We start from the raw sequence: 21,564 nt of genomic DNA, 5'->3' as shown, positions 1-21,564 counted from the left end.
GCACGCGAAAGACGGCTTAGATGGCTGTAGTGTACTTAGTACCGTGCGTTAGCCAAAAGGTTAATTAATCACTTTTTCAATGCTTGGCTGTTTCTTACCCAAATGGACGCTGAAACGACGCACAAACTGTTCCACCACATCCGCTTGAGCAGGGATGGGGAATACGCCATCTAATCCAGCATCATCAATTTGATTGAAAGGCGCGTCGTACAACTGTTCAATATCAACGCTACCGTAGCGACAAAGGTGATTTTTGAGCATACCGATAAAGCGTTGCTGCCTTGAATTAAGTTGTGTATGTACTCGCTGAACAAACACGGTGAATTCGCCTTCAATGGCTTTGGCGTCCATGCCGACGATAGTCCGCAAGATTTGATCCAGCCCAGCGGTGGACTCGGGAAAGAATGCCTTCAAAGTAGATAAATCGACACTGGGGTTTTGGGTATGAACAAGCGCATTGAGCGTGTCCAAATCTGCTTGTGTTACCGGTTGCCCCGCACGAATTTTCTGTAACACCTCGTTTGATTCAAAAAGTGGCGTGAGCGTTTTTTCGACTTCTTGTTTGTAGATCTGGTAGTCGACGGTAACAATATCGGTCTTCAATGCTTCGGTACGATATTCGCCGACATCCTCTTTGACATCCAAAATGGGTGTTTGCATCGGTGGCGGTATCGCCCCTTTATCGCGTAAATGGATGATACTGCGAAGTTCGTTTCTGCACACTTCTAAGGTGTGGTGGTTAGCATCGTCCCAGAAGTTGGCCTCCTGCACCTGCTTGATAGTCTTGGCTTTACTGCGCACTTCGTTAAGGTGCATGGAAAGTGTGGTTACCTTATCCATAATGGGCATGGCAGCAATGCCGGCTTTCGAAGGCTGTTTTAGCTTAATCAGTTCGAGCTCTAGGAATAGAAGGTCAAGACGCAGCGCCTCACTTTCACCGGCAGTGGGTTTCCATTGCATCAAAGGGGCCATTGTTGACCACAGTAACGCTTTGGTTGCTGGCGCCATCTGATGTAGCGTTTTCTCGTTGCTCAACTGTGCTTTGACCTGCCAATTTTCGCGAATCGCAATGGTTTTGTCGTTAAGTGCATCAATATCAGCTTTAATTTGTGACACCACGCTATCGAAGATATCCATCTCTGCTCGTTTTAGAGCCTCTTCCGCCAAGGTTAGCCGTGCCTCAAACACTTTCTGCGCGAGCGATTTGCCTTGCGAACCATCATCTTCGTCTGGGTTCATTTTGAAGTACTCAAAGTTGCTCCAGTGATCGAAAATCAAGAAGTGCTGTTTATGCTCACCTTGGCCAAATAAATTTTCACATAGGCGAGTTCCTCGCCCAACCATCTGCCAAAACTTCACCTTTGACTTGATTGGTTTCGCAAACACGAGGTTGATGCATTCTGGCACATCAATACCTGTGTCAAGCATATCTACAGACACGGCGATGGTAATGTCGTTTTTGCTGCCTTCGGCGCTTTTGAAGTTGTCGATAAGCTCATCAGCGCGTTCGTATTTCGAGTGGATCACTCGACAAAAATTACCACCGAGATCGGGGTACATTTCCGCAAATAATTCGGCGATGAGTTCAGCGTGTTTGATGTTGCGGGCAAAAATGATGGTTTTACCCGGCAATTGGTTGTCGACATCTTTGAGACCACGTTCCATCAGGTTGCGGATAATCGCGCGGTTCGTATCTTTGTTAAAAATCGCTTTATCGATTAGCTTAGAATCAAAATCGAGCTCGTTAGGGTCGATGCCCTGCTCTTCTAACTCAGCGATTTGTTCATCAGTGAGCTCATGGCCTTTGATGCCATCGCGTAAAAACTTGGTGGTATGAGAAACGACTTTGAAGGGAACAAGATTACCCTCTTCAATAGCTTGCTCTAATGGGTAGTTCGCGGTTGGCATTTTGTAATCACAACCGAATAACTGGCTGGTTGAGCGAGAAATCATCTCAACGGGGGTGGCGGTTAAGCCAACTTGTAACGCATCAAAATACTTAAAAAGCTCACCGTATTTGTTGTAAATTGAACGGTGTGATTCGTCGGCAATGATGAGATCAAAATGGCCAACGTCGTACTCTTCGTAGGTTTGCATCATCCCTGGATAAGTCGCAATGACAATGCGCGCTTTACTCGCAAGGTCTTTACTGCTTTTGCCTTTTTCGAATAATGGCTCTCTTGTGAATTCGTTGAATGCATTGGCGGCCTGTTTACGCAGTTCTTTACGATCACATAAGAATAGTATCCGTTTCGCCCAGCCGGCGTTGAGTAAGCGTTTTGTCAACGCAATAGAAACACGGGTTTTGCCTGTCCCCGTTGCTTGCACAATGAGTGCTTTACGGTGCTTATCGCTAAAGCGCTCACACACTCGAGTAATCGACTCTATTTGGTATAGACGACCGGCAACGTCGGTATCGATCGGTGTGTTATTCAGGTTGGTCTTTAAAGAACGTTGCTGGATAAGGTATTGCAGGCTGTCTTTAGAGTAGTAACCAAACAGTTTACGTGGTACATAGCCCTGAGAATCATCCCATAGCCAGATATCATAGCCATTAGTGTAAAAGATAACTGGCCGTTGACCCGTTTTTCTCTCTAGCGCGTCGGCGTAGATTTTGGCTTGTTCTTGCCCTGCTCGCGCATCGACGCGTGTTTTCTTTGCTTCTATAACAGCCAGTGGTTTGCCGTTGTCGTCCCACAATACATAATCGCAACGGCCTTTGCCTGATGGCGTTGGTTGACCATCAACTTCATACTCTTTTGCGACTTGCTCGGTACTCACTTCTGCTAGCGCAACATCCCATCCTTGGCTGCGTAACTCGGCGTCAATTAGGCGCTTTCTCGTCTCAGCTTCGTTAAAATCAAAGCTGTTTTTCAACCTAAGCGTATTGCGTTTTAGCTTATCCGCTTTGGTTTGATCCACTGCCAATGTGCTTTTACTCGCTGCTTGCTGAGCGAGCCGTTGCGCTTCTTTAGCCTCTTCAAGCTCTTTTAACGCCTGCGTAAGTTGCTCATTGTTCTGAGCAAGCTTTTGCTGTAGCTGTTTGTTTTTACGCTTGAATTCAGCTTTTGACTCTCCGTCTAGCGGTGCATTGTCCGGCTGCGTGTAGCGAGGACATTCTTGTTGTGAACCATCTCCATAAGCGACGAAAAGCCAGCAACCAATAAGGTAGGACTCCTTGAGCAGCCACAGCGCGTCATGTTGATTGACATACCCATCATGTGCGGCTTTGTTGCCACCTTTACGTATGGCGTGAAACTTGTCGAGAATGTCTTTGTGGATAATTGCCGTAAACGATGCGCCGGTTAGCTTGTCGTAGATAGAAGCGTTGGGCAACACCGGCAGGCGCAACTCTCGATAAAGATAGCCAACTATTTTTTCGACATAGCAGCGCAGCTTAACCATCGCACTTTGAGGATCAGTTACCGCATAGTTTTCAGCAAATGCGCCTAATTCAGCCAACTCGGGCCAGTCTTTTCTGAGATGTTCAAAGTTCACTGACGTTTTCACTCTTATTGTACTCCTGACCTCAATCAGCAATTGGCATGCCACTCGGGTGTCATTTGCTCGCCTATTCTTCGATGCCTAGCTTCGTCATCCAGCCGCTTAACGTCTGGTGACTCTTCAGTCCTAGAGCTTCCGCCGCTTTCGATTTATTACCACGACTATACTCCAAAGCCGAATGAACTGCATTTTTTCTTATACTATCAATATGTTGCTGAATGTCTCCCGGGACGGTAAATGCGCTCGAGCCAGCCCGGCTCTTACACGCACTCAATACCGAAGATTGGAGATCTTGAGCTGAAATAGAGTTAGACTCTGACCACAAAACAGCTCTGTTTAAGGTATTCCAAAGCTCCCTGATATTGCCAGGCCATTGGTAAGACTGTGCAAACTTTATTGCATCATCGGAAATTTTTTTACTATCAAACAGTGGATGCTTTTCAGTTTGTTGATTGATTTCGGTCATCAGGACATCGATGAGTGAAGGAATGTCCTCAACTCTCGATCTCAGTGGCGGCATTTCAATAACACCTACTGCGAGTCGATAAAACAGATCTTCGCGAAATGTCCCCTCTGATATCATCTGAAAAAGGTCTTGATGTGTTGCCGCAATAATGCGCACGTCGATCGTCTTCGTTTTAACGTCACCTACCCGAGTGATTTCTCTTTGTTGTAGCGCTCGGAGCAATTTAACTTGAACGTTCAGTGGAAGCTCTCCAACTTCATCAAGAAACAAGGTACCGCCATCCGCTTGTTCAAAAAGCCCTGCGTGATCGCTACCTGCCCCAGTAAACGCTCCTTTTACGTGGCCAAACAAAACAGAGTCAACCAAGCTTTCTGGTAATGCGCCACAATTAACCGCTCTAAATGCCTTGTCGGCTCGAGAGCTGGCATTGTGAATGGCTGTCGCCATCACTTCTTTGCCTGACCCACTCTCGCCTAGAACAAGGGCTGGTAAATCCGATAACGCAAGGCGTTGAGCTTTTTTAACCAAATGTCGCATGGTGGTTGACTTAGCAGTAATTGAGCCAAATGCCGGATCTAATTTAGGGTTATCGGAAGTAAGTTCCTGCAAGGCGTCGGTGGAAGTTTTGGTGTATTCAGTGGCGAAATCGACTGGGATCTCAACTTCAATTAAGTCGCCCTTGGGAGAGGTTTGTATTAACTGACATTTTCCAATACTCTTACCAAGCAATACAGAAATGACAGCCATGGTTGGTGACCCAGAAGTGAGGTTGAGATAGATCTGATCTGCATCAACAGAAATTGCATGAAGTTGTTTCTGCATCACCTTTGTTATCGATGAATAGTCAATCGGGGATGTTATGCGAACACGTTGAATCGTTACTGTGGTTCTAGAGCGTCCCGCGCAAGCGAGCTTTTTCATCAACCAATCTTGATAGTCATGCCACTCATCATCCCATGCATTGGCAAGGATAATGATACGGTCAAGCACTTTACCCTTAAGCGCAATCGTGGCGATAGAAGCGGGCTTATCCGCTTTCATATGATCGAGGTCTTTCCTTCCCAGCCAACTAAGCAACGTTGCCATTTTAACGTCCGTAACTATTTTTACCTTTAGAGAGAAAGTTTACAGTAAGTGGCTGAGAGTTGATATTACCTTGACCAGATAGATAGCCATCTGTCACACATCGTACTGCGGTATAAGTGCACTCGGCTTATGAGGTGTATTTCTTACCTCGGCGGACGGCGCTAATAAGGTGATGGCGGCAGGCGTTCAAAGTCATCAATCACTTTAACCATGTTGGGTGGCGTATCACACCATCGCCAAAATACGATATTTTTCATGTCCTGAGTGGCTCCACGCGCAAAACTTGGCACAATAATGGCGTTGACCTTTGCGTTGATGAGCTGCGTCGATAAGTGCCAACTATCGGGCGTTTGCTGCTGGGTCACTTGATCTAACCAAGCACAGCTTAGTGTCGAGGGCTTGATACCACAGTTTAGAAGCACCGTTTCATCGGTCAGATCGAGTACATTGTCACAGTCGACATCATATTGACATATTGTCAGAGGCTGAGCTTTAAAACGAAACCCCTGCTGAGCCTCTACCCATGCACCTGATTGAGACAGTGAGGTGTATAAGGCGCCAACACCTTTTGGGTTAAACCGACCACCGTTGCGTCTTGCCCCTTCACCACTGTTAGGCGCGTATAACCAGCGAGGGTTATGGCCACGAAATACCGCACCTTCAAATTTAAACAAATGGTCCTTTAGCTTCTCTTCACGCATAACCGCCTTCGCTCGTATGATTGAGGTAGGCTCTGACCGCATCCATTCGATCGTGCTTAACCAGTTGTTCTGCGGTTAATCCGCCAAACTCTGGTAGCCCTTCGCTCCGATACCACGCGTAGGCATGAAATTCATTCCCCGTCCACGGAAGGATTCGGTTGATCACTTCTGTGCAGTTACGTAGTTGTTGCTGCGCCTTGATTGTTGAATATCGTTCGGTGCGACTCAGCGTGGAATAAGGTAACCCAGACAATGACGCAATTTCTTTCAAATTTGTATGGAAAAACGCGGCCATTTTGCTCGGTTCAACGATACCTTCTGCGTTCATGACTACATCTAAAATAGATCGGTTCATCGTAACCACCATGTCATTTAAATTTGACTTATATACGTCTAAAATGGATGACATTATGACAGTTGTCAAGCTGGGCTAAAATACAGCAGAACAGCAGGTGTTTACTGTACCGGGAACACAAATCACGGTTTGCTCCGGACGAATTCCACCCATTAACCTTTTTAGGTTCAGCAAGGTTTGCTACAGTTCATCAGTCATTAGATCATTCATTATAAGGATAACCATGAAAGCGCACATTTGGGCGTGTTTGCTCGTGGCGTTAGCCAGTTTTGGCGCGATAGCTCAGGACGAAAACGATGTTAAGCATACTAAGGCGGCCAAAGAGCCAACATCGTACGCCGAGCAAAGTATTTACGATAAACCATTGATGGAAAGGTATGTTTTGGATGAGATCCGGAACTTAAGAACCGATTTCCAAGCGTTAGAAAAACGTATGGTCACAGAGATTACCGACCGTGAGCTCGACGTGGCGGATAAGTCACTCAACTACGCTAATGTGACAGTGACCTACTTCTTTTATCTCATCGCGGGCGCAGCATCGCTCATTGCCCTCGTTGGCTGGCAGTCGTTACGTGATATTAAGACCAACACCAAAGAACTGGCGGATCAACAGTTATCTGAAATTGCAGAGCAATATGAGCGCAAGTTCCAAGCGCTCGAGCGAGATTTGAAGCGTAAAACGCGTATTATTGCTGAAAATAACAAAGAAATTGAACGCATTAACGAAATCCATAACTTATGGTTACGTGCGCAGCATTCGCAGACGCCAGAGCAGCGGATGGAAATTTATAATGAGATACTCAAAATCCGCCCTGGTGATCTCGAAGCGTTAACTCACAAAGCGGATGCCGCGATGGAAATGGGTGAATACCATTGGGCGCTAAGTATTAGTAACCGCGTCTTGGAAGTGGATGAGCGCAATGCTAATGCCCTATTCCAACGCGCTTGTGCTTATGCAAGGTTAGGTGCCGAGGACCAAGCCGTGTCTGACTTAGAGCTGGCGATAGCTGAAAGTGCTTCGTTGCGTGAGGCGGCTCGAGAAGAGGCCGACTTTGAATCACTGCATGGTCACGAGCGGTTTGATCTGTTGATTGACCCTGATGGACTTATTTAAGCAACAAAAAACGTAAACAAAAAACCAGGCATGAGATGTTGCCTGGTTTTTCTTTTTTTACCCGCCGGCCAGTTTGACTGTGTGGCCTTTCTTTTCTAAGTACGTTTTGATGTTGTCGCGCTTATCCCCTTGGATCTCAATCACGCCATCTTTCACGGCTCCCCCGCAACCACATACTTTTTTGAGTTCGGCGGCGAGCTGTTTTAATTCAGCATCATCAAGGTCTAAGCCAGTGACTAAGCTGACGCCTTTACCTTTGCGCCCTTTTGTTTGGCGCTGGATACGAACAATGCCATCCCCTTTAGGGCGTTGAGGCTTCTCGGGCGTTTCTTTGATTTTTCCAGATTCTGTTGAGTAGACTAAGCGGTTTTCGTCAGACATGGTGATAGTTTTGCTTCGTTGAACATTTTAGACTTATACTATCAAAAGCAATGCTATGTTGGCAGTCACTATCCGCGCAGCTGCTCTCCATTCTTATCAATAAAAAGCTTTAATCCTGGTAGCGATCCCTTCATCAGTTTGCCTCGGACAATCATATACCAGCCCTTTTCATCTTTTTCTGGATCGTCGTTCATAATACGAAAACCATTATATTCTTCCACCTGCTTTTTTGACGATACGTCATCCTCTTCATCATCAAAATCGGCGGGATCGACAAGAATACTGGTGTCAGCCCACCACTCGATTGATTTTTTCACATTGTGCAAACTGCCAGATATCGATTTACCCCCGAGTCTAGCGCGGTAAACCTCTGTGGCCTCATCGCCACCTTCTGACTTTTCAATCGTATAACCACGATGAAAAAGGCGTCGGGTCATGTTTTTTCCTCCCGCAAATAGCCGTGTACGCCATGTTGCATTGAACTACGGCCTTGAGTCTGTTTTAGACTATTATCAGCCCTACTTAGAATTATTTCATTAATCCAAGCCATTAACGGACTTAGGGTCTAGTGTAATGAGACATAAGTCTAATATTTTTCATTCTAGCGTGTTAGACTGACAACAAACATATAAAGTTATAGTGCGTTATGAAAAAGATTTTACCGCTTGAGCCAAAACATATTCCCGATAGCTTGGCCCTTTTCAATCAAGGCGTAGTCAGTTTGGATGAGTGGAAATTATTAACACAAGGCGCTTACAGTCGTAATTCATTACTCAGTTACCGTAATGACTGGCACGTATTTGCTGATTTTTGTCACGGCCAAGGGGTAACAGCCGTGCCATGTGCGATAACGACGTTGCGTCGCTTTGCCGAGCTAGCGGCTCAACACCGTAAAATATCGGCGATTCGTCGTGTCGTGGTCACCGTCGGTTTAGTACATCGACTACATCAACAGCGTGATCCCAGTAAACATCGCGAAGTAAAATACGCCATGGCTCGATTACTTCAGGCAAAGTTACCGGAAAGTAAAGAAGCCACCCCCTTTCACGCGCAGCACATGATACAACTCAATGAACAACTCGCCAGTTCGCAAAGACTGCAAGATCTGAGAGATCGGCTTGTATGGTCACTTTCTTATGAAGGATTGCTTAAACGCAGTGAACTTGCCGCACTGACCACAGACGATCTGATTACTCAAGGCACCCAAACGTTCATAATAGTTAGAGATCAACGGGTAGCATTGAGTGAGCAAACAGCGATGTTAGTCGCCCAGTGGTTAGATAAAACAGGAATGAATCATGGCCCTCTCCTTCGTCGAATCAACAAACATGGCCATTTAGGTGAGACCGTATTAGACCCGTCATCGATTTATCGGATCTTTCGACGCGCGAGTCGCTTGCTGGGTGAGTCCGTTACTTTTTCCGGGCAATCGCCTCGCGTCGGTGCAAGCCGTGCACTTGCCAATAAAGGAATGACAATAAAACAAATCCAGCATCTTGGCCGCTGGAAAAGCCCCGCAATGCCGGCGCAATATGTCGGTAACACGATAGCAAGTGAACAAGCTAAAGCGCGATACCGACATAAGAAGCTGACGGAATAACTAGCTTACTCGCCGTCCCGTTGCATGGGTGATACGTGATGCGAGATATTCATCAAATGCTAACCCATGATGTTCGACCAATTTAGGGAACATGGAAATGGGCGTCATACCTGGAAAGGTATTAATTTCGTTGACGAGTACCGTACCGTTCTCAGTCAAGAAAAAGTCAATGCGCGACATGTCCTTTAATCGCAGTTGCTTAAACGCTTGATGGGCATAGTCGCGAATACAGGCAACTTGTTCCTCGTTAAGGTCGAGTGCTTCAATCTGTGTATTGCTCGAACTCCCTTCGCTGTATTTCTCTTCAAAGGTATAAAAACTCCCCTCTGGACAGCGTATTTCACCCGGCTTGGTGACAATAATTTCGTCGCCAACCTGAAACGCGGCGACCTCTAATTCACGCGGTTGAATCGCTTTTTCGATCAATACTTGGTCAGAAAACGTAAACGCATCTGCAATGCATGTTGAGAGCTGCTCTTCTTCAGTCACACGATAGCAGCCTACACTGGAACCTTGACTGGCCGCTTTGACGAAAACACCTTGATGCTCAGCAAAAAAGGCGGACGCACGTGCCATGCTTTGGTCACTTTGATCGGTGATAAACACGTAGGGTGTGTTCGGAATGCCGAGGGCATCAAACCACAACTTCGAGGTAATTTTATTAAAGCAAATTTGGCTACCTTCCGGGCCGCATCCTAGGTAAGGCAGGCCGGTGATCTCGAGTAGTGACTGAATATCCCCCGTCTCGCCGGGAAAACCATGGAAGCAAGGGATCACATAATGAATTTGCCTATGCTCAACCTTGCTACAAAGCATGCCATCAGTATCAAGGTGACAGCGCATACCATCGTCAAGATGCCATCCCTCTTGGGTGATTTCGACTTTTTGGACATTGACTCGAGGGAGCTTCGCTAGCTGTGATTCAATATACTGCGCAGAAACGAGCGAGATATCGTGCTCCGCACCACCGCCACCGCACAGTAAAAGCAGGTTTAGTTTCGTCATTATTTTCTCTCACCACGTGCATTAACACGTTACCTGAATATACCGCCATAGTAGTCAAATGCGACGTTGCTTTCACCTATCGACGCGTATTTGTTGGTATTTTTGTGTTTGATTGCTGCGGGTTTGTTCAAAGCTGACCCAAGAGCCAGCTTCTATATTGACAGGCGCGGAGATTCGACTAGTTAACGCGTGTCATCTCAGGCGTTGATGAACGCTTAATGTCTGCGATGTCACGAACAAAAGGACCATACTGCTGAATGGTTTGCGGTAAAGCCTTAATGGCACGCTTCGCTGCATCTCGTGATGAATATTCACCATACAACAAGGTATACCAAGGTAAGCCGTCTACCATTTTCTTGTTGCTCCAAAGTGGCTCGTTACTTGGAAGCCGTTTGGCGTAATCAGTAAACCCGCGATCATGGCTAAGTGCCACAATTTGAATGGTATACCCTGGGCCCTGGCTTGATGCTTTTACGGTTTGTTTTTTCGGCGCTGGCGACGCTTCCTCTTTCCAAGCGGATTGCCCTTTCGATGCAGATCGCTCTTTCGGTTGTGGTGCCGAGGTTTTCACAGTCTCGCGCGTATCGGTTGACTCAATGGTCTGACTATAAATTTCAGTGGTCACACCACCACCACTGCATCCTGTTAGCAGCAGCGCAACTGCAAGTAAGCCCAGTTTTTTCATTGTGATTCTGTCAGTTATCCAAATTTGTTTCATTGTGCCCCCGACCTAATAGCCATTCAACCAAAAGTTAACCTGTTACATAAGGTTTCCGGTGATAGCTCACAGATAGAACGTTAAACGACGTGCTTGAGTGTATCGTAACAGCCAGTTTCTGCCACACCCAGATCACATTGCGTTAAAAAAGACCGTTGATTTCAACGCTGAACCGATAGACTGGCTTCAGAGCTTAACCAATTGATGTGCCCACCGTTGATGACGCTGGGCGACGCTTTTTCGGAGGAAACTATGGCCGGCATCGATCAACTCCTCAAGCCTAAATCTATTGCGGTTATAGGTGCGTCCGACCGCAGCGACCGCAGCGACCGCGCAGGCTACGTTATCACCCGCAACTTACAATCCGGTGGATTTCAAGGCCCTATCATGCCTGTCACACCTAAGTATCAAGCGGTTGCCGGCATTTTGGCGTATAAAACGATTGCGGACCTGCCACTTGTCCCCGATTTAGCTGTTCTCTGTACCCGTGGTGAAGCGACGCCAGCGCTTATCGAACAATTGGGAGAAAGAGGCGTTAAGCTCGTCATTGTGCTCGCAGCCGGGATGCGCGGCCAGCTCGACTCACTCGGCACAAGTCAGTACGCGATAATGCAACGGGTGGCAGAGAGATACACCATGCGCGTGCTTGGCCCCAATAGTTTGGGCATGATTTTACCATGGCTTAACCTTAACGCATCCTTTGCACCTGTGCCGGCCAACAAAGGAAACATTGCTTTTGTCTCTCAATCGGCCGCCGTCTGTACCACTATTTTGGACTGGGCGCGAAATAAACGTATTGGCTTTTCAACCTTTATCTCATTGGGCGAAGCCTGTGATATTGATTTCCCCGAATTACTCGACTTTTTGTGTCGCGACAGTAAAACCGACGCGATTTTGCTCTACGTCGATTCAATTCGTGATGCACGACGCTTTATCTCCGCTGCGCGAGCGGCCGCCCGGAATCGTCGTATTCTCGTATTGAAAAGTGGTCGTACCCGCGGTGGGTCCGTTGCTCTTGAACAACTTAGTCAGACCAGTACAGGGTTAGATGCCGCTTACGATGCTGCAATCCGTCGCTCTGGGATGTTACGTGTGAACAACACGCACGAGTTATTTGCCGCGGTCGAGACGCTATCTCACTCCGTTCCTTTGCGTGGAGAACGACTCGCGATTATCACTAACGGCGGTGGGCCGGCAGTAATGGCGGTTGACACGCTGATGGATGCTGGGGGTAAGCTAGCGACCTTGAGTGATTCAACGCTTGACGCCCTAAATCAGGTCTTGCCTGCAAGCTGGTCGCATACGAACCCCATTGATCTGGTCGGAGATGCTGACACGCAGCGTTACCAAGCGGCAATAGATATCATGTTAAACAGTGATGAGGCCGACGCGGTTTTGATCATGCATTCCCCATCGGTCACGGCACCTGGACTGGCGACCGCCAAAGCCATCATTCATTCATTAAAAGAAAACCCTCGCGCGCGGCGCTTTAATATTTTAACGAATTGGCAAGGAGAGGGAGACGACGCCACAGTCGCCCGGCTGGCGTTCACGCATGCCGGCTTCCCAACCTATCGAACACCTGAAAGCGCCGTGACTGCTTATATGCACTTAGTCGAATATAGGCGCAACCAAAAGCAATTAATGGAAACCCCTACCTCGACTGGACTCATGGACTATGACTTATTGGCCGCACGGGCGTTTATCGAACAAGCAGAAGACATTGAGCATCTCACCCTAACGACCCATGAGGTACGACCCTTTTTAGAAGCTTATGGTATGCAGGTTATATCTACCTGGCTCGCGACCGACGCGGTAGAAGCCGCCCAAATTGCCGAACAAGTTGGTTATCCTGTTGCCGTGAAGCTTCGCTCTTCCGATATTCGTCATAAATCAGATGTACAAGGCGTGATGTTGAATTTACGTACAGGAGCGGAAGTCGCTAATGCCGCTCAAGCGATCCTTGATCGCGTGTCTGTCACTTTTCCCAACGCCCACATCCAAGGATTATTGATACAGTCGATGGCTCCGCGAGCGGGTGCCCAGGAGCTACGCGTTACCATCAGTAATGATCCCGTTTTTGGTACCATCATTTTACTCGGAGAAGGCGGCTCTGATTGGGATGTCACCAAAGATGCGGCAGTCGGGATCCCGCCGCTGAATATGGCACTGGCGCGCTATCTTGTGATTGGCGCGATTAAAAGCGGTAAAATCAAGCAACGCGGCTTTCCTATTGCTATCGATGTACCGCGTCTATGTCAATTTTTAGTGACATTGTCACAAATGATCATTGATTGCCCGGAAGTCGATGAGCTCGATATCCACCCACTTCTGGTCGCTGGCGAGGAACTCACGGTTTTGGATGCATCGCTGCGGTTACGAGATTACGCGGGTAGCCAACAAAAGCGCTTAGCTATTCGGCCTTACCCTAAAGAATTGGAGCAATCGGTCACGCTTAAAAACGGACAAACCATTCTGCTGCGTCCTATTCTTCCCGAAGATGAGCCAACGCATAAGGCCTTTGTCGAAAAAGTGTCTGAAGAGGATCTATACCGCCGCTTTTTCTCTGACGTTGGCGAGCTAAATCATGAGGCGTTGGCGAATTTGACTCAAATTGACTATGACCGTGAAATGGCGATAGTGGCCACGTTCCAACTATCTTCCGGGAGAGAAGAAATCTGGGGAGTCGCGCGTTTATTGGCCGATCCTCAAAATACAGACGCCGAATTTGCGGTCTTAGTCCGCTCTGATTTAAAAGGTGTTGGTCTCGGCAGTGTGCTTATGAACACCATTATTAACTATGGCCGCCAGGCAGGCCTATCACGCATCACCGGGATGACCATGCCCAATAATCGAGGGATGATCGCACTCGCACAAAAATGCGGCTTTAGTATTGATGTGCAAATGGCCGATGGCATCGTCGATATGCAACTGCCGTTATCATCCAACGCGTAAGCGAAGACAACGCGCGACCAAAGCTGGTCAATTCAATCCAGCGCCTTCTTCATTCAAGACGAGGACTTATTAATCGGTATGTCGCCTGCTTGCATGTAAGGCGCAAGTAAATTGGGCAACTGTCTGACTAACCAGGATTTAGCATTGCCCATTCGATTGCGCTTCCAGGCTACTCCGAACTTGAGCTGAAACGGCTCTCCCCCTTTTAGGCGTTTTAAACGTCCGGCGTTGAGATCGTCTTGGACCCAAAACCAGGGCAACGTCCCTATGCCTTGGCCATTCAAAATAGCCGTATATTTGTCATGCATGGAACTGACGGTTAAGCGTGGTTGATTTTCCAGCACATTATAGGTTTTCGGCTGCATACCTCGCGCCGTGTCAGCAACCGCGACGCCACGGTATTTGGCGCGAACATCGGGTTCAACCGGGCGCGCTTCTTTATGTATCGGATGGTCGGGAGCGGCAACCCAATAGGCGCTCATTTCTCCCAGCGGCTGTACTTTTATCCCTTGAGGCACAGTATCGGGGATCGGCGCAATCAGTACATCTGCGCGCTCTTGTGCTAACGCCTCCCAACAGCCTGCTAGTATTTGCTCAGACAGTTTCAGCCGTGTACTACTCTTTTTAGCTAAACGCTCGATCAGCGGAAAAAAGAAGTCACTCTTAAACAATCCATCGTAGGCAAGACAAATTTCCAACTCCCAGCCGTGAGCCAATGATGCAGCATCCGCCACCATTTCATCTGCCGCTTTTAACAACATGCGCCCTCGCTCAACCAATAAATGGCCGGCATCAGTAAACGTCGCACGGTGGCCTGAACGATCAAAAATCACTAATCCAAGTTCGTCTTCAAGCTTCTGTACTTGATAGCTCAGCGATGAGGGCGCACGATTCAACGACTCAGCGGCAGCAGCAAAACTGCCTTTTCGCTCAATGGCATCAAGAACGTGTAAGGCTTCAAACGACAACATAATTTTCTCTCGATGATCACCCTAAAAAGGGCACGTAACAGATCTACACACTATATCAGGGTTTACCTTGCCACCCTATGGTAAATCGAAGGGCAATCCCTCGAGAGGAAGCATTATGTGTTAGTCACGATAAATCAGGCATATAGCACAAAATAACCATCGATTTCGTTTCCTTTTTCGTCAAGGTGTCATACTCTAAAACAGAGGTGACAATGAGATTAGACCGTATAGAAATTGCAGGCTTCCGTGGCATCCGGCGCCTATCACTCCAAGTCGATGAACTCACCGTGTTAATCGGCGAAAACGCATGGGGGAAATCGTCTCTTTTGGATGCACTGGAGCTCGCACTCCATCCCAGTGGCGATAAACCTCAGTTTAAACGCTCTGACTTTCATGTTGACCATGCCCTTGGCGTCGCACCAGAACAACAATTTCAGATTATTCTCCGTTGGCAGGAAAGTTTTCCGGGGGAGCATAAAGCTCGCCGTTATCGTCGTTTTAAGCCGCTCTGGAACGGTGAAAATGGCGGTTGCCGAACTTTAGATTACTGTCTGAACGCGACCATGCAAGAAAGTAAAGTGTCGGTACAGCGTGTATTCTTGTCTTGTCAGGGAGAGATAATTGAAAAGGTCGACAACGATGCGCTCGCAAGCCATTTAATGCAGATCCACCCCGTTGTTAGGGTACGTGATGCCCGACGTATGCGGGTACCTGGGCAAATGGTCAATAAAGACAATACGCGGGTTGAGCAACGTTTAGATAATACCTATCGCCGTTTATTAATGATGCCTGGGCACGTTAACAAAGGGGAAATAAAAAGTGGTCTGCATGCAATGCGTCAGCTACTCGATCACTATTTTGCCGCTGACGAGCATAGCCGCGCCCCCTACCCCATTCATGCTCCTGGCGCACTGTCGATTACTCATAATCAAATGCACCCCTTAGAAGCGGTTGCCGCCAATACATCCAACCAAAGCCGGCTCGTATTAATGGGGTTACTGAGTGCATTTGTGCGGGCGCGTGGCCCGAAACAACTCAAACGTAATGCCCGACCTATTATGTTGTTTGAAGATCCTGAAGGTCGGCTACACCCCACACTTTTAAATCAGGCATGGCGGCTCATCCAACTCATGCCCATGCAAAAACTGTTGACCACCAATAGCGGTGATTTGTTGGCTGGCGTTCAGCTCGATCATATTCGCCGGCTTGTACGCCATCCCACGGAAACACGTAGCCATCAAGTCCCTTCTCACCTACTGACGCAAGATGAACGTCGGCGTGTCACGTTCCACGTTCGCTTTCATCGTCCCAGCGCACTGTTCGCACGCTGCTGGTTATTGGTTGAAGGTGAAACTGAAATCTGGCTATTTAATGAGCTTGCACGATTACAAGGTTATGACTTTGCAGCGGAAGGTGTCCATTTAATTGAGTTTGCACAAAGCGGACTTAGGCCACTCATCAAGACCGCCAAGGCACTGGGCATTGAATGGCACCTTGTCGCCGATGGTGATATGGCAGGAAAGAAGTACGCAGCCACCGCGCGAGGACAAATCGAGCATCAGCCCGAAGGAGCAAGACTGACGGTACTGCCCGATAGAGATATTGAGCATTATTTATATAACAATGGCTATGAGCCGTTGTTTCGCGAGATGGCTGGCGTGGCGAGCCAGCAGCCGCACATGAACGATAAGCGTATCATCGCCAAGGCGTTAAAGCGCTACGCAAAACCCGATGCCGCCCTGGCCATTATTGCTTATACAGAAAATGAGCTGAATACGCCGATCCCTAAACTGCTCCGTTGGGTTATTCAGCGTGCCATCGGGCTAGCTAGAGGCGTTGGATAACGCCTCAAACACACTTATTGTTCGACGCGTTGGAAAAACAGCGTCACTTTGCCCACTTCAATGCCCCATTTTCGCATCGAGGTCACGTTAAAGAGATGATCATCATCTTGACGAAACATCCAGTCATCAAAGTGGAACTGGTATTCACTCTCGCCAACAGGCACCACTAAATCATAGCGCCAATTCAGGGCATTACCCGCAACGACACCCCTTGCCTCGCCGACGATATCGCCAGCCGTCCCCGTATAAGTACCATCTTGATGACGCGTAATCGTCCACACGCGCGTTTGGGTTTCTCCATCCGCATAGATAAACGATTCATCCAATGTGAGCGTGTCACCGTCGACCGTTCCCTCAATATCCACTTCGAAGCGGCGGGTTTGCTCTCCTGTAAAGTCTTGGACCATGCCCCACGCTTTGGTATGTCCATCAAAATACTCGAACATGTTGAACGCCGGCTCACGATCTTGATAATCATCGATATCCGCCGAACAAGCAGCAAGCATGATAACGCTTGCAAGGGTAAGGCATGCCCGGTTAAAACTGCGGGTCCACTTTGTCATGATGCTTCTCCTAATAATGCGCGCCGATGATCGGGGTACTCTGTGTTTTCTGATAACCAGATAGCTAAAAAGGCGTCGGCTAGATCTGTGTCATCGATCACTAATGTGGTGCGCCAATCTTGCCCTTGAGATTGATAATGGAAAACGCCTTTGTCCTTGTAGCGAACAAACGCAAGTCGATCGTCTTCGACAATATCGCCCCACGCATCATTAAGCGCAGTTTGCCAGCGTTCACGTTGTGAAGCCGAATAACCTAAATGCGCCCATTGGTCGTTAGTGGCTTTCATCAAGCGCTCGTCGCTAATATCACGGGCATACGTGATCACCAGAGCATGAGGTAATGGTGGTTCGTAATCGCCTGATGGCGTGCGTAATGACGATTGATAAATCGTCCACCAGCCCCAAGTAAAGGTCGCTTCCCCCACTTCGGGCCATTGCTGCCAGGCCATCGAGCCGCCGGTCGTTGGCTGCTCAGCTTGCACGGAAGTTGCCATGGTGAGAATGAGGCTGGCAATAAGTACTTTCCATCCTGTCATTGTTGTCCCCTTGTTGCCGCCATTCGCGCCTCTACTTTGTGTTGTAACCCACGCATTAAGACAACGAATAACACACTGTATATCGCCCAAACGCCGAGTAATACCACGCCCGTTATCCAAAAGGATTGCGGGAATGATAATGCACCGAGTCGCTCTCCCGCGAGATAACTGCTTGCTCCCCCCACACTGCCAATGCATGTGATCAACCAAATTGGCCGAGCGAGCACGAGTTCACGCATAAGCCACGCAAAGGCGCAAAAACCCAACCAAAGTAAAATAAGCCAAGAAGGCATGATCAGTGAGCTGGTGTCGACAGCTAACCACTGCGTATACAGCATCACACTGTCACCAATGATGCCTACTGGGGCAAGGGTTAAGATCCCAGCGATCACGGTACGATCATAGGCGATCGCAGCCAGTAACATCGCTCCCATCAACCATTGTAAACTCGGCGGCCCGATAGCCGCCGAAAACCAGTACACGTTGAACAATAAAGAGATCAACACAAAACGCATTATTTAGGCCTCTCGCCAAGCCGGACGACTGAGCAACAGCTGGACTGCACTGATGGTTCGCTCTCTGAAGCCGCCTTCGCAATAGCAAAAATAAAAACGCCACAGGCGCGCAAAACGATCGTCGTATCCGTATTCCCGCAAGGTCTCTGCTTGTTGATTAAACCGGGTATGCCAGTCAGCTAGCGTTTGCGCGTAATCCAAACCAATGTCTTTTAAATCCCGCATCACAAAGTCCGTTTGGGCGGTGAAGTGATCAAGTAAGACGTTTACCGAGGGCAAAAACCCTCCCGGGAAAATGTGCTTTTGAATAAAATCGACATTGCGACTGTAATGGTCATAACGTTGATCCGCTATTGTAATCGCTTGAATCGCCATCAAACCACTCGGCTTGAGTAGTGACTGACACTTTCGCACAAAGGTATCTAGGTATTCTTTGCCTACCGCTTCAATCATCTCTATCGAGACAAGTTTGTCGTACTCGCCGGTCAGATCGCGGTAATCCTCTTTAAGCAATGTGATCTGATTATCTAACCCCTCTCGTGCAATACACGCCTGTGCCCAAGCATGCTGTTCTTCCGAGATGGTGGTGGTAGTAACGCGACAGCCGTAATGCTTTGCGGCATAGATCGCCATGCCACCCCAACCTGTGCCAATTTCGATCAGGTGATCATCAGGCGTTAGCGACAGTTGTCGGCAGAGACGATCCATTTTTTCGATTTGCGCGGCTTCTAGTGAGGCTTCCTTTTCCGGATAAATTCCACTGGAATACAGCATTTGATCATCGAGAAAGTGACGATACAGATCGTTGCCAAGATCATAATGCGCGGCAATATTGCGGCGTGCTGTGTCTTTCTCGTTACGATTGCGCCAATGTGCCAGTTTATGACCGAGGCTCACCAACCAACCCGTGTGCTTTTCTATCCGATCAATCGCCGGCAAATTACGAGCAAAGACCCGAATCACGTCGGTTAGACTGGGCGATTCCCACCAGCCTTCAATATAAGCTTCGGCGGCTGCAATACTGCCACCGGTCAAAATCCGAGTATAAAAACGTGGATCATGGACTAAGACTGATGCATGTAATTGTGCCTGAGGATCTCCGCACTGCAAGGTCTGACCCTGCTCATCAACGAGCGAAATGGAAGCATCTTTGACGTGTGCCATTAACGTATAAACCAACTGCTTCGCGTAATGCTCTTTACGCGTCAATGTGCGTTGACTTTGAGGTACGTCCGTTACAGACATAATTACTCCTTCTTCGCACCCGGGTGCGGATAAAACGGTGCGCCCTTTATCCAAAGTTTGAGCGCTTGCCAATAAATACCAATGAGAACTTTTACTGTCTCTATCGGTGTCCGGATCAATAACTTACCCAATGTTTTTGAGGTAAAAGGCCGTCGTTGTAGGCCAAGTGTCGCGTCAAACTCCTTGGCTTCGCGGTGCGCTTCAAGATGCAAGTGCACGCGCTCGCGGGGCGGACGAAGACGCCAATGATAGCGTTGTTCTATTGGATTGAACGGCGACACATGAAACGCTTTATCATTTTCCCAACGCGTACCGGCCGGAACCGCGTAATAGTGGCGTTCGCCCCAAGGGGTGTTACTGACTTCTGCAAGCACGTAGCGCCAGTTATTGTCGTGATCATAGACGTAGTAAAAATTCGCCGGACTAAAATACACGCCGAGATAACGCAGCTGACACAGCGCATAAACTTTTCCTTCTATGCGCTCGCCCGTGAGTGTGTATACCTTGTCAAGACACGCCGCTTTGGTATCTTCTCGCCCATCTAAATAGTCTCGATAATCAAAGGCCGCCCAGCCCCATTTACCCAGCCGGAACCCCGTAACCTGTGACGACAGTAATGCCAGTTCGTCTAGGTCAATCAACGGCATAAAAACAGGATACGTGAACGTATGTTTGATCGGTGTATAGCGCCGATGCCGGACCTGGCCGACATACAAACCGCTATTCAAAGTTACAACCGACTCAGTCACGAATTGATGCCCTCCACCACGTCAAGTGCACTTTTAACGCCATCTTCATGAAAACCGTTATACCAATACGCGCCACAAAACCAGCTTTGCTGTTGGCCATTAATCTGATGACGCTTTTGCTGTGCTGCGACGCTCTCGGTATTAAACACTGGGTGTGCATACACAAAACGACGTAAAATCTTGCTGGGTTCTATTCTGTGTGTTTGATTGAGCGTGACACAAAACGTCTCAGGCGACTGAATTGATTGCAATATATTCATATTGTAGGTCAAAGCTGCCGGATCCGTGTCTATTTCTTCTGACAAGGGCAAATGATAATTCCAGCTCGCCCATGCACCTTGTCGCTTAGGTAACAGAGAGGTATCCGTATGTAGCACCACTTCATTATCTTGATAAGGGATGGCGCCGAGAACGTCACGCTCTGCATCACTGGGATCGGCTAACATAGCAAGCGCTTGATCGCTATGACACGCGAATACCACCTGATCAAACACCTGCTCGCCCTTATCCGTGGTGACATAGACCGCGCCTTGATCACGTCGAACCTGTTTTACCGGCGTATTGAGATGAATTTTATCGGCAAAAGCCGGTGTCAGTTTTTTCACGTATTCGCGTGAGCCACCTGGTATCACATACCACTGCGGTCGATTCGTTACATCTAACAAACCATGATTTTGGAAAAACCGTAGGAAAAAGGCTAATGGAAATCCACGCATATCCGACAGCGTTGACGACCAAATGGCCGCACCCATCGGTAAGATATAGTTTTGACAAAAATAATCACTGAATCCATGTTGGTTAAGGAAATCCCCTAAGGTATTCAATGATGAAGACGAGGCACTATCTTTCGCTGCGTACGCGTCACGTGCGAGACGATTAAAGCGCATGATTTCGGCTAGAAAGCGATAAAAACGTACATTAACGATATTGCGTTTTTGCGCAAACAACGACGACAAGCTGTGGCCGTTATATTCTAAGCCGTTTGCATCGTTGCGCACACTAAAACTCATTTGTGAAGGCTGACGTCCAACCCCGATGTCATTGAGCAAGCGCTCATAATTTGGATAAGTTCTGTCATTAAAGACGATAAAGCCGGTATCAATCGCGTATTGACCACTTTCGACCTCAATATCAACGGTCGCCGTGTGACCACCGAGGTAGTCATTCGCTTCAAATAACTGAATATCATGTTGTTTGTTAAGGTAATGGGCGCACGTTAACCCGGCAATGCCCGAACCAATAATGGCAATTTTCAT

The 21,564-nt window shown here is 48.0% G+C and carries 19 protein-coding genes; 4 read left to right on the top strand and 15 right to left on the bottom strand.

Going from position 1 to position 21,564, the window contains the following annotated elements:
• Window positions 1-60: 60 nt before the first annotated feature.
• From BZG76_RS07365 to BZG76_RS07350, 4 genes are all read right to left on the bottom strand, one after another.
• The gene (locus BZG76_RS07365) at window positions 61-3,510 is read right to left on the bottom strand and encodes a DEAD/DEAH box helicase family protein (protein ID WP_077460752.1); all 3,450 of its coding nucleotides are present in this window, start codon (window positions 3,508-3,510) and stop codon (window positions 61-63) included.
• 61 nt (window positions 3,511-3,571) lie between these two features.
• On the bottom strand, window positions 3,572-5,056 hold the full coding sequence (locus BZG76_RS07360; RefSeq protein ID WP_077460751.1) for a sigma-54 interaction domain-containing protein: 1,485 nt from the start codon (window positions 5,054-5,056) through the stop codon (window positions 3,572-3,574).
• A gap of 161 nt (window positions 5,057-5,217) precedes the next feature.
• Window positions 5,218-5,757, bottom strand: coding sequence for an RES family NAD+ phosphorylase (locus BZG76_RS07355; RefSeq protein ID WP_077460750.1), 540 nt, complete (start codon window positions 5,755-5,757; stop codon window positions 5,218-5,220).
• Entirely contained in the window at window positions 5,750-6,112 is a 363-nt protein-coding gene (locus BZG76_RS07350; protein WP_077460749.1) for a hypothetical protein, read from the bottom strand. Before BZG76_RS07350 ends, BZG76_RS07355 begins: the two co-directional genes overlap by 8 nt.
• A gap of 223 nt (window positions 6,113-6,335) precedes the next feature.
• Here BZG76_RS07350 and BZG76_RS07345 point away from each other — a divergent pair, with 223 nt between their 5' ends.
• Window positions 6,336-7,226: a TPR end-of-group domain-containing protein gene (locus BZG76_RS07345; protein ID WP_236719515.1), complete on the top strand. Its 891-nt coding sequence runs from the start codon at window positions 6,336-6,338 to the stop codon at window positions 7,224-7,226.
• Between the two features lie 57 nt (window positions 7,227-7,283).
• Here the strand turns inward: BZG76_RS07345 and yciH are convergent, their stop codons facing one another.
• Together yciH and BZG76_RS07335 are read right to left on the bottom strand one after the other, a co-directional pair.
• The gene (gene yciH, locus BZG76_RS07340; RefSeq protein WP_077460748.1) at window positions 7,284-7,607 is read right to left on the bottom strand and encodes a stress response translation initiation inhibitor YciH; all 324 of its coding nucleotides are present in this window, start codon (window positions 7,605-7,607) and stop codon (window positions 7,284-7,286) included.
• 68 nt (window positions 7,608-7,675) lie between these two features.
• The gene (locus BZG76_RS07335; protein ID WP_077460747.1) at window positions 7,676-8,044 is read right to left on the bottom strand and encodes a DUF3319 domain-containing protein; all 369 of its coding nucleotides are present in this window, start codon (window positions 8,042-8,044) and stop codon (window positions 7,676-7,678) included.
• Window positions 8,045-8,253: 209 nt separating this feature from the next.
• Between BZG76_RS07335 and BZG76_RS07330 the strand changes: the two genes are divergently transcribed.
• A complete protein-coding gene (locus BZG76_RS07330; RefSeq protein WP_077460746.1) occupies window positions 8,254-9,207 on the top strand; it encodes a tyrosine-type recombinase/integrase in 954 nt (317 codons plus the stop codon).
• Here BZG76_RS07330 and BZG76_RS07325 read toward each other — a convergent pair whose 3' ends face one another.
• Window positions 9,208-10,212, bottom strand: a complete 1,005-nt coding sequence (locus BZG76_RS07325; RefSeq protein WP_077460745.1) for a D-alanine--D-alanine ligase — start codon at window positions 10,210-10,212, stop codon at window positions 9,208-9,210.
• 178 nt (window positions 10,213-10,390) lie between these two features.
• Window positions 10,391-10,897: an SPOR domain-containing protein gene (locus tag BZG76_RS07320; protein ID WP_077460744.1), complete on the bottom strand. Its 507-nt coding sequence runs from the start codon at window positions 10,895-10,897 to the stop codon at window positions 10,391-10,393.
• 285 nt (window positions 10,898-11,182) lie between these two features.
• On the opposite strand from BZG76_RS07320, the gene BZG76_RS07315 reads away from it, so the two are divergent.
• The gene (locus BZG76_RS07315; protein ID WP_077460743.1) at window positions 11,183-13,885 is read left to right on the top strand and encodes a bifunctional acetate--CoA ligase family protein/GNAT family N-acetyltransferase; all 2,703 of its coding nucleotides are present in this window, start codon (window positions 11,183-11,185) and stop codon (window positions 13,883-13,885) included.
• 53 nt (window positions 13,886-13,938) lie between these two features.
• Here BZG76_RS07315 and BZG76_RS07310 read toward each other — a convergent pair whose 3' ends face one another.
• Window positions 13,939-14,856, bottom strand: a complete 918-nt coding sequence (locus BZG76_RS07310) for a LysR family transcriptional regulator (RefSeq protein ID WP_025744581.1) — start codon at window positions 14,854-14,856, stop codon at window positions 13,939-13,941.
• A gap of 212 nt (window positions 14,857-15,068) precedes the next feature.
• Between BZG76_RS07310 and BZG76_RS07305 the strand changes: the two genes are divergently transcribed.
• A complete protein-coding gene (locus BZG76_RS07305) occupies window positions 15,069-16,700 on the top strand; it encodes a DUF2813 domain-containing protein (protein WP_077460742.1) in 1,632 nt (543 codons plus the stop codon).
• 14 nt (window positions 16,701-16,714) lie between these two features.
• On the opposite strand, the gene BZG76_RS07300 is transcribed toward BZG76_RS07305, so the two are convergent.
• The 6 genes from BZG76_RS07300 to BZG76_RS07275 are packed head-to-tail and all read right to left on the bottom strand — an operon-like array spanning window position 16,715 to window position 21,564.
• Window positions 16,715-17,263 (bottom strand): DUF3833 domain-containing protein, encoded by a 549-nt coding sequence (locus BZG76_RS07300; protein ID WP_077460741.1) that lies wholly within the window; start codon window positions 17,261-17,263, stop codon window positions 16,715-16,717.
• Complete coding sequence (locus tag BZG76_RS07295; RefSeq protein ID WP_108743657.1) at window positions 17,260-17,799, bottom strand: hypothetical protein; 540 nt, start codon at window positions 17,797-17,799, stop codon at window positions 17,260-17,262. The genes BZG76_RS07300 and BZG76_RS07295 overlap by 4 nt, the downstream gene beginning before the upstream one ends.
• Window positions 17,796-18,314, bottom strand: a complete 519-nt coding sequence (locus BZG76_RS07290) for a DUF2878 domain-containing protein (protein ID WP_077460740.1) — start codon at window positions 18,312-18,314, stop codon at window positions 17,796-17,798. Before BZG76_RS07290 ends, BZG76_RS07295 begins: the two co-directional genes overlap by 4 nt.
• A 3-nt stretch (window positions 18,315-18,317) precedes the next feature.
• Complete coding sequence (locus tag BZG76_RS07285) at window positions 18,318-19,559, bottom strand: SAM-dependent methyltransferase (RefSeq protein ID WP_025744576.1); 1,242 nt, start codon at window positions 19,557-19,559, stop codon at window positions 18,318-18,320.
• A gap of 2 nt (window positions 19,560-19,561) precedes the next feature.
• Window positions 19,562-20,308 carry a DUF1365 domain-containing protein gene (locus BZG76_RS07280; protein WP_198532308.1) on the bottom strand — a complete coding sequence of 249 codons (747 nt, stop codon included), beginning with the start codon at window positions 20,306-20,308 and terminating at the stop codon, window positions 19,562-19,564.
• Window positions 20,305-21,564 carry an NAD(P)/FAD-dependent oxidoreductase gene (locus BZG76_RS07275; protein ID WP_037367761.1) on the bottom strand — a complete coding sequence of 420 codons (1,260 nt, stop codon included), beginning with the start codon at window positions 21,562-21,564 and terminating at the stop codon, window positions 20,305-20,307. Before BZG76_RS07275 ends, BZG76_RS07280 begins: the two co-directional genes overlap by 4 nt.

The organism is Salinivibrio sp. AR647, assembly GCF_001995415.1.
Classification (GTDB): domain Bacteria; phylum Pseudomonadota; class Gammaproteobacteria; order Enterobacterales; family Vibrionaceae; genus Salinivibrio; species Salinivibrio costicola.
Note: the sequence above shows the minus strand (reverse complement) of the source record. Positions and strands in the feature narration are given on the sequence as shown.

Coding starts and splice junctions, on each gene's coding strand:
- BZG76_RS07360 (WP_077460751.1), bottom strand. CDS start 5,056: ATGGCAACGTTGCTTAGTTGGCTGGGAAGGAAAGACCTCGATCATATG.
- BZG76_RS07355 (WP_077460750.1), bottom strand. CDS start 5,757: ATGCGTGAAGAGAAGCTAAAGGACCATTTGTTTAAATTTGAAGGTGCG.
- BZG76_RS07290 (WP_077460740.1), bottom strand. CDS start 18,314: ATGCGTTTTGTGTTGATCTCTTTATTGTTCAACGTGTACTGGTTTTCG.
- BZG76_RS07275 (WP_037367761.1), bottom strand. CDS start 21,564: ATGAAAATTGCCATTATTGGTTCGGGCATTGCCGGGTTAACGTGCGCC.
- BZG76_RS07335 (WP_077460747.1), bottom strand. CDS start 8,044: ATGACCCGACGCCTTTTTCATCGTGGTTATACGATTGAAAAGTCAGAA.
- BZG76_RS07345 (WP_236719515.1), top strand. CDS start 6,336: ATGAAAGCGCACATTTGGGCGTGTTTGCTCGTGGCGTTAGCCAGTTTT.
- BZG76_RS07305 (WP_077460742.1), top strand. CDS start 15,069: ATGAGATTAGACCGTATAGAAATTGCAGGCTTCCGTGGCATCCGGCGC.
- yciH (WP_077460748.1), bottom strand. CDS start 7,607: ATGTCTGACGAAAACCGCTTAGTCTACTCAACAGAATCTGGAAAAATC.
- BZG76_RS07325 (WP_077460745.1), bottom strand. CDS start 10,212: ATGACGAAACTAAACCTGCTTTTACTGTGCGGTGGCGGTGGTGCGGAG.
- BZG76_RS07350 (WP_077460749.1), bottom strand. CDS start 6,112: ATGAACCGATCTATTTTAGATGTAGTCATGAACGCAGAAGGTATCGTT.
- BZG76_RS07330 (WP_077460746.1), top strand. CDS start 8,254: ATGAAAAAGATTTTACCGCTTGAGCCAAAACATATTCCCGATAGCTTG.
- BZG76_RS07320 (WP_077460744.1), bottom strand. CDS start 10,897: ATGAAAAAACTGGGCTTACTTGCAGTTGCGCTGCTGCTAACAGGATGC.
- BZG76_RS07310 (WP_025744581.1), bottom strand. CDS start 14,856: ATGTTGTCGTTTGAAGCCTTACACGTTCTTGATGCCATTGAGCGAAAA.
- BZG76_RS07300 (WP_077460741.1), bottom strand. CDS start 17,263: ATGACAAAGTGGACCCGCAGTTTTAACCGGGCATGCCTTACCCTTGCA.
- BZG76_RS07285 (WP_025744576.1), bottom strand. CDS start 19,559: ATGTCTGTAACGGACGTACCTCAAAGTCAACGCACATTGACGCGTAAA.
- BZG76_RS07295 (WP_108743657.1), bottom strand. CDS start 17,799: ATGACAGGATGGAAAGTACTTATTGCCAGCCTCATTCTCACCATGGCA.
- BZG76_RS07315 (WP_077460743.1), top strand. CDS start 11,183: ATGGCCGGCATCGATCAACTCCTCAAGCCTAAATCTATTGCGGTTATA.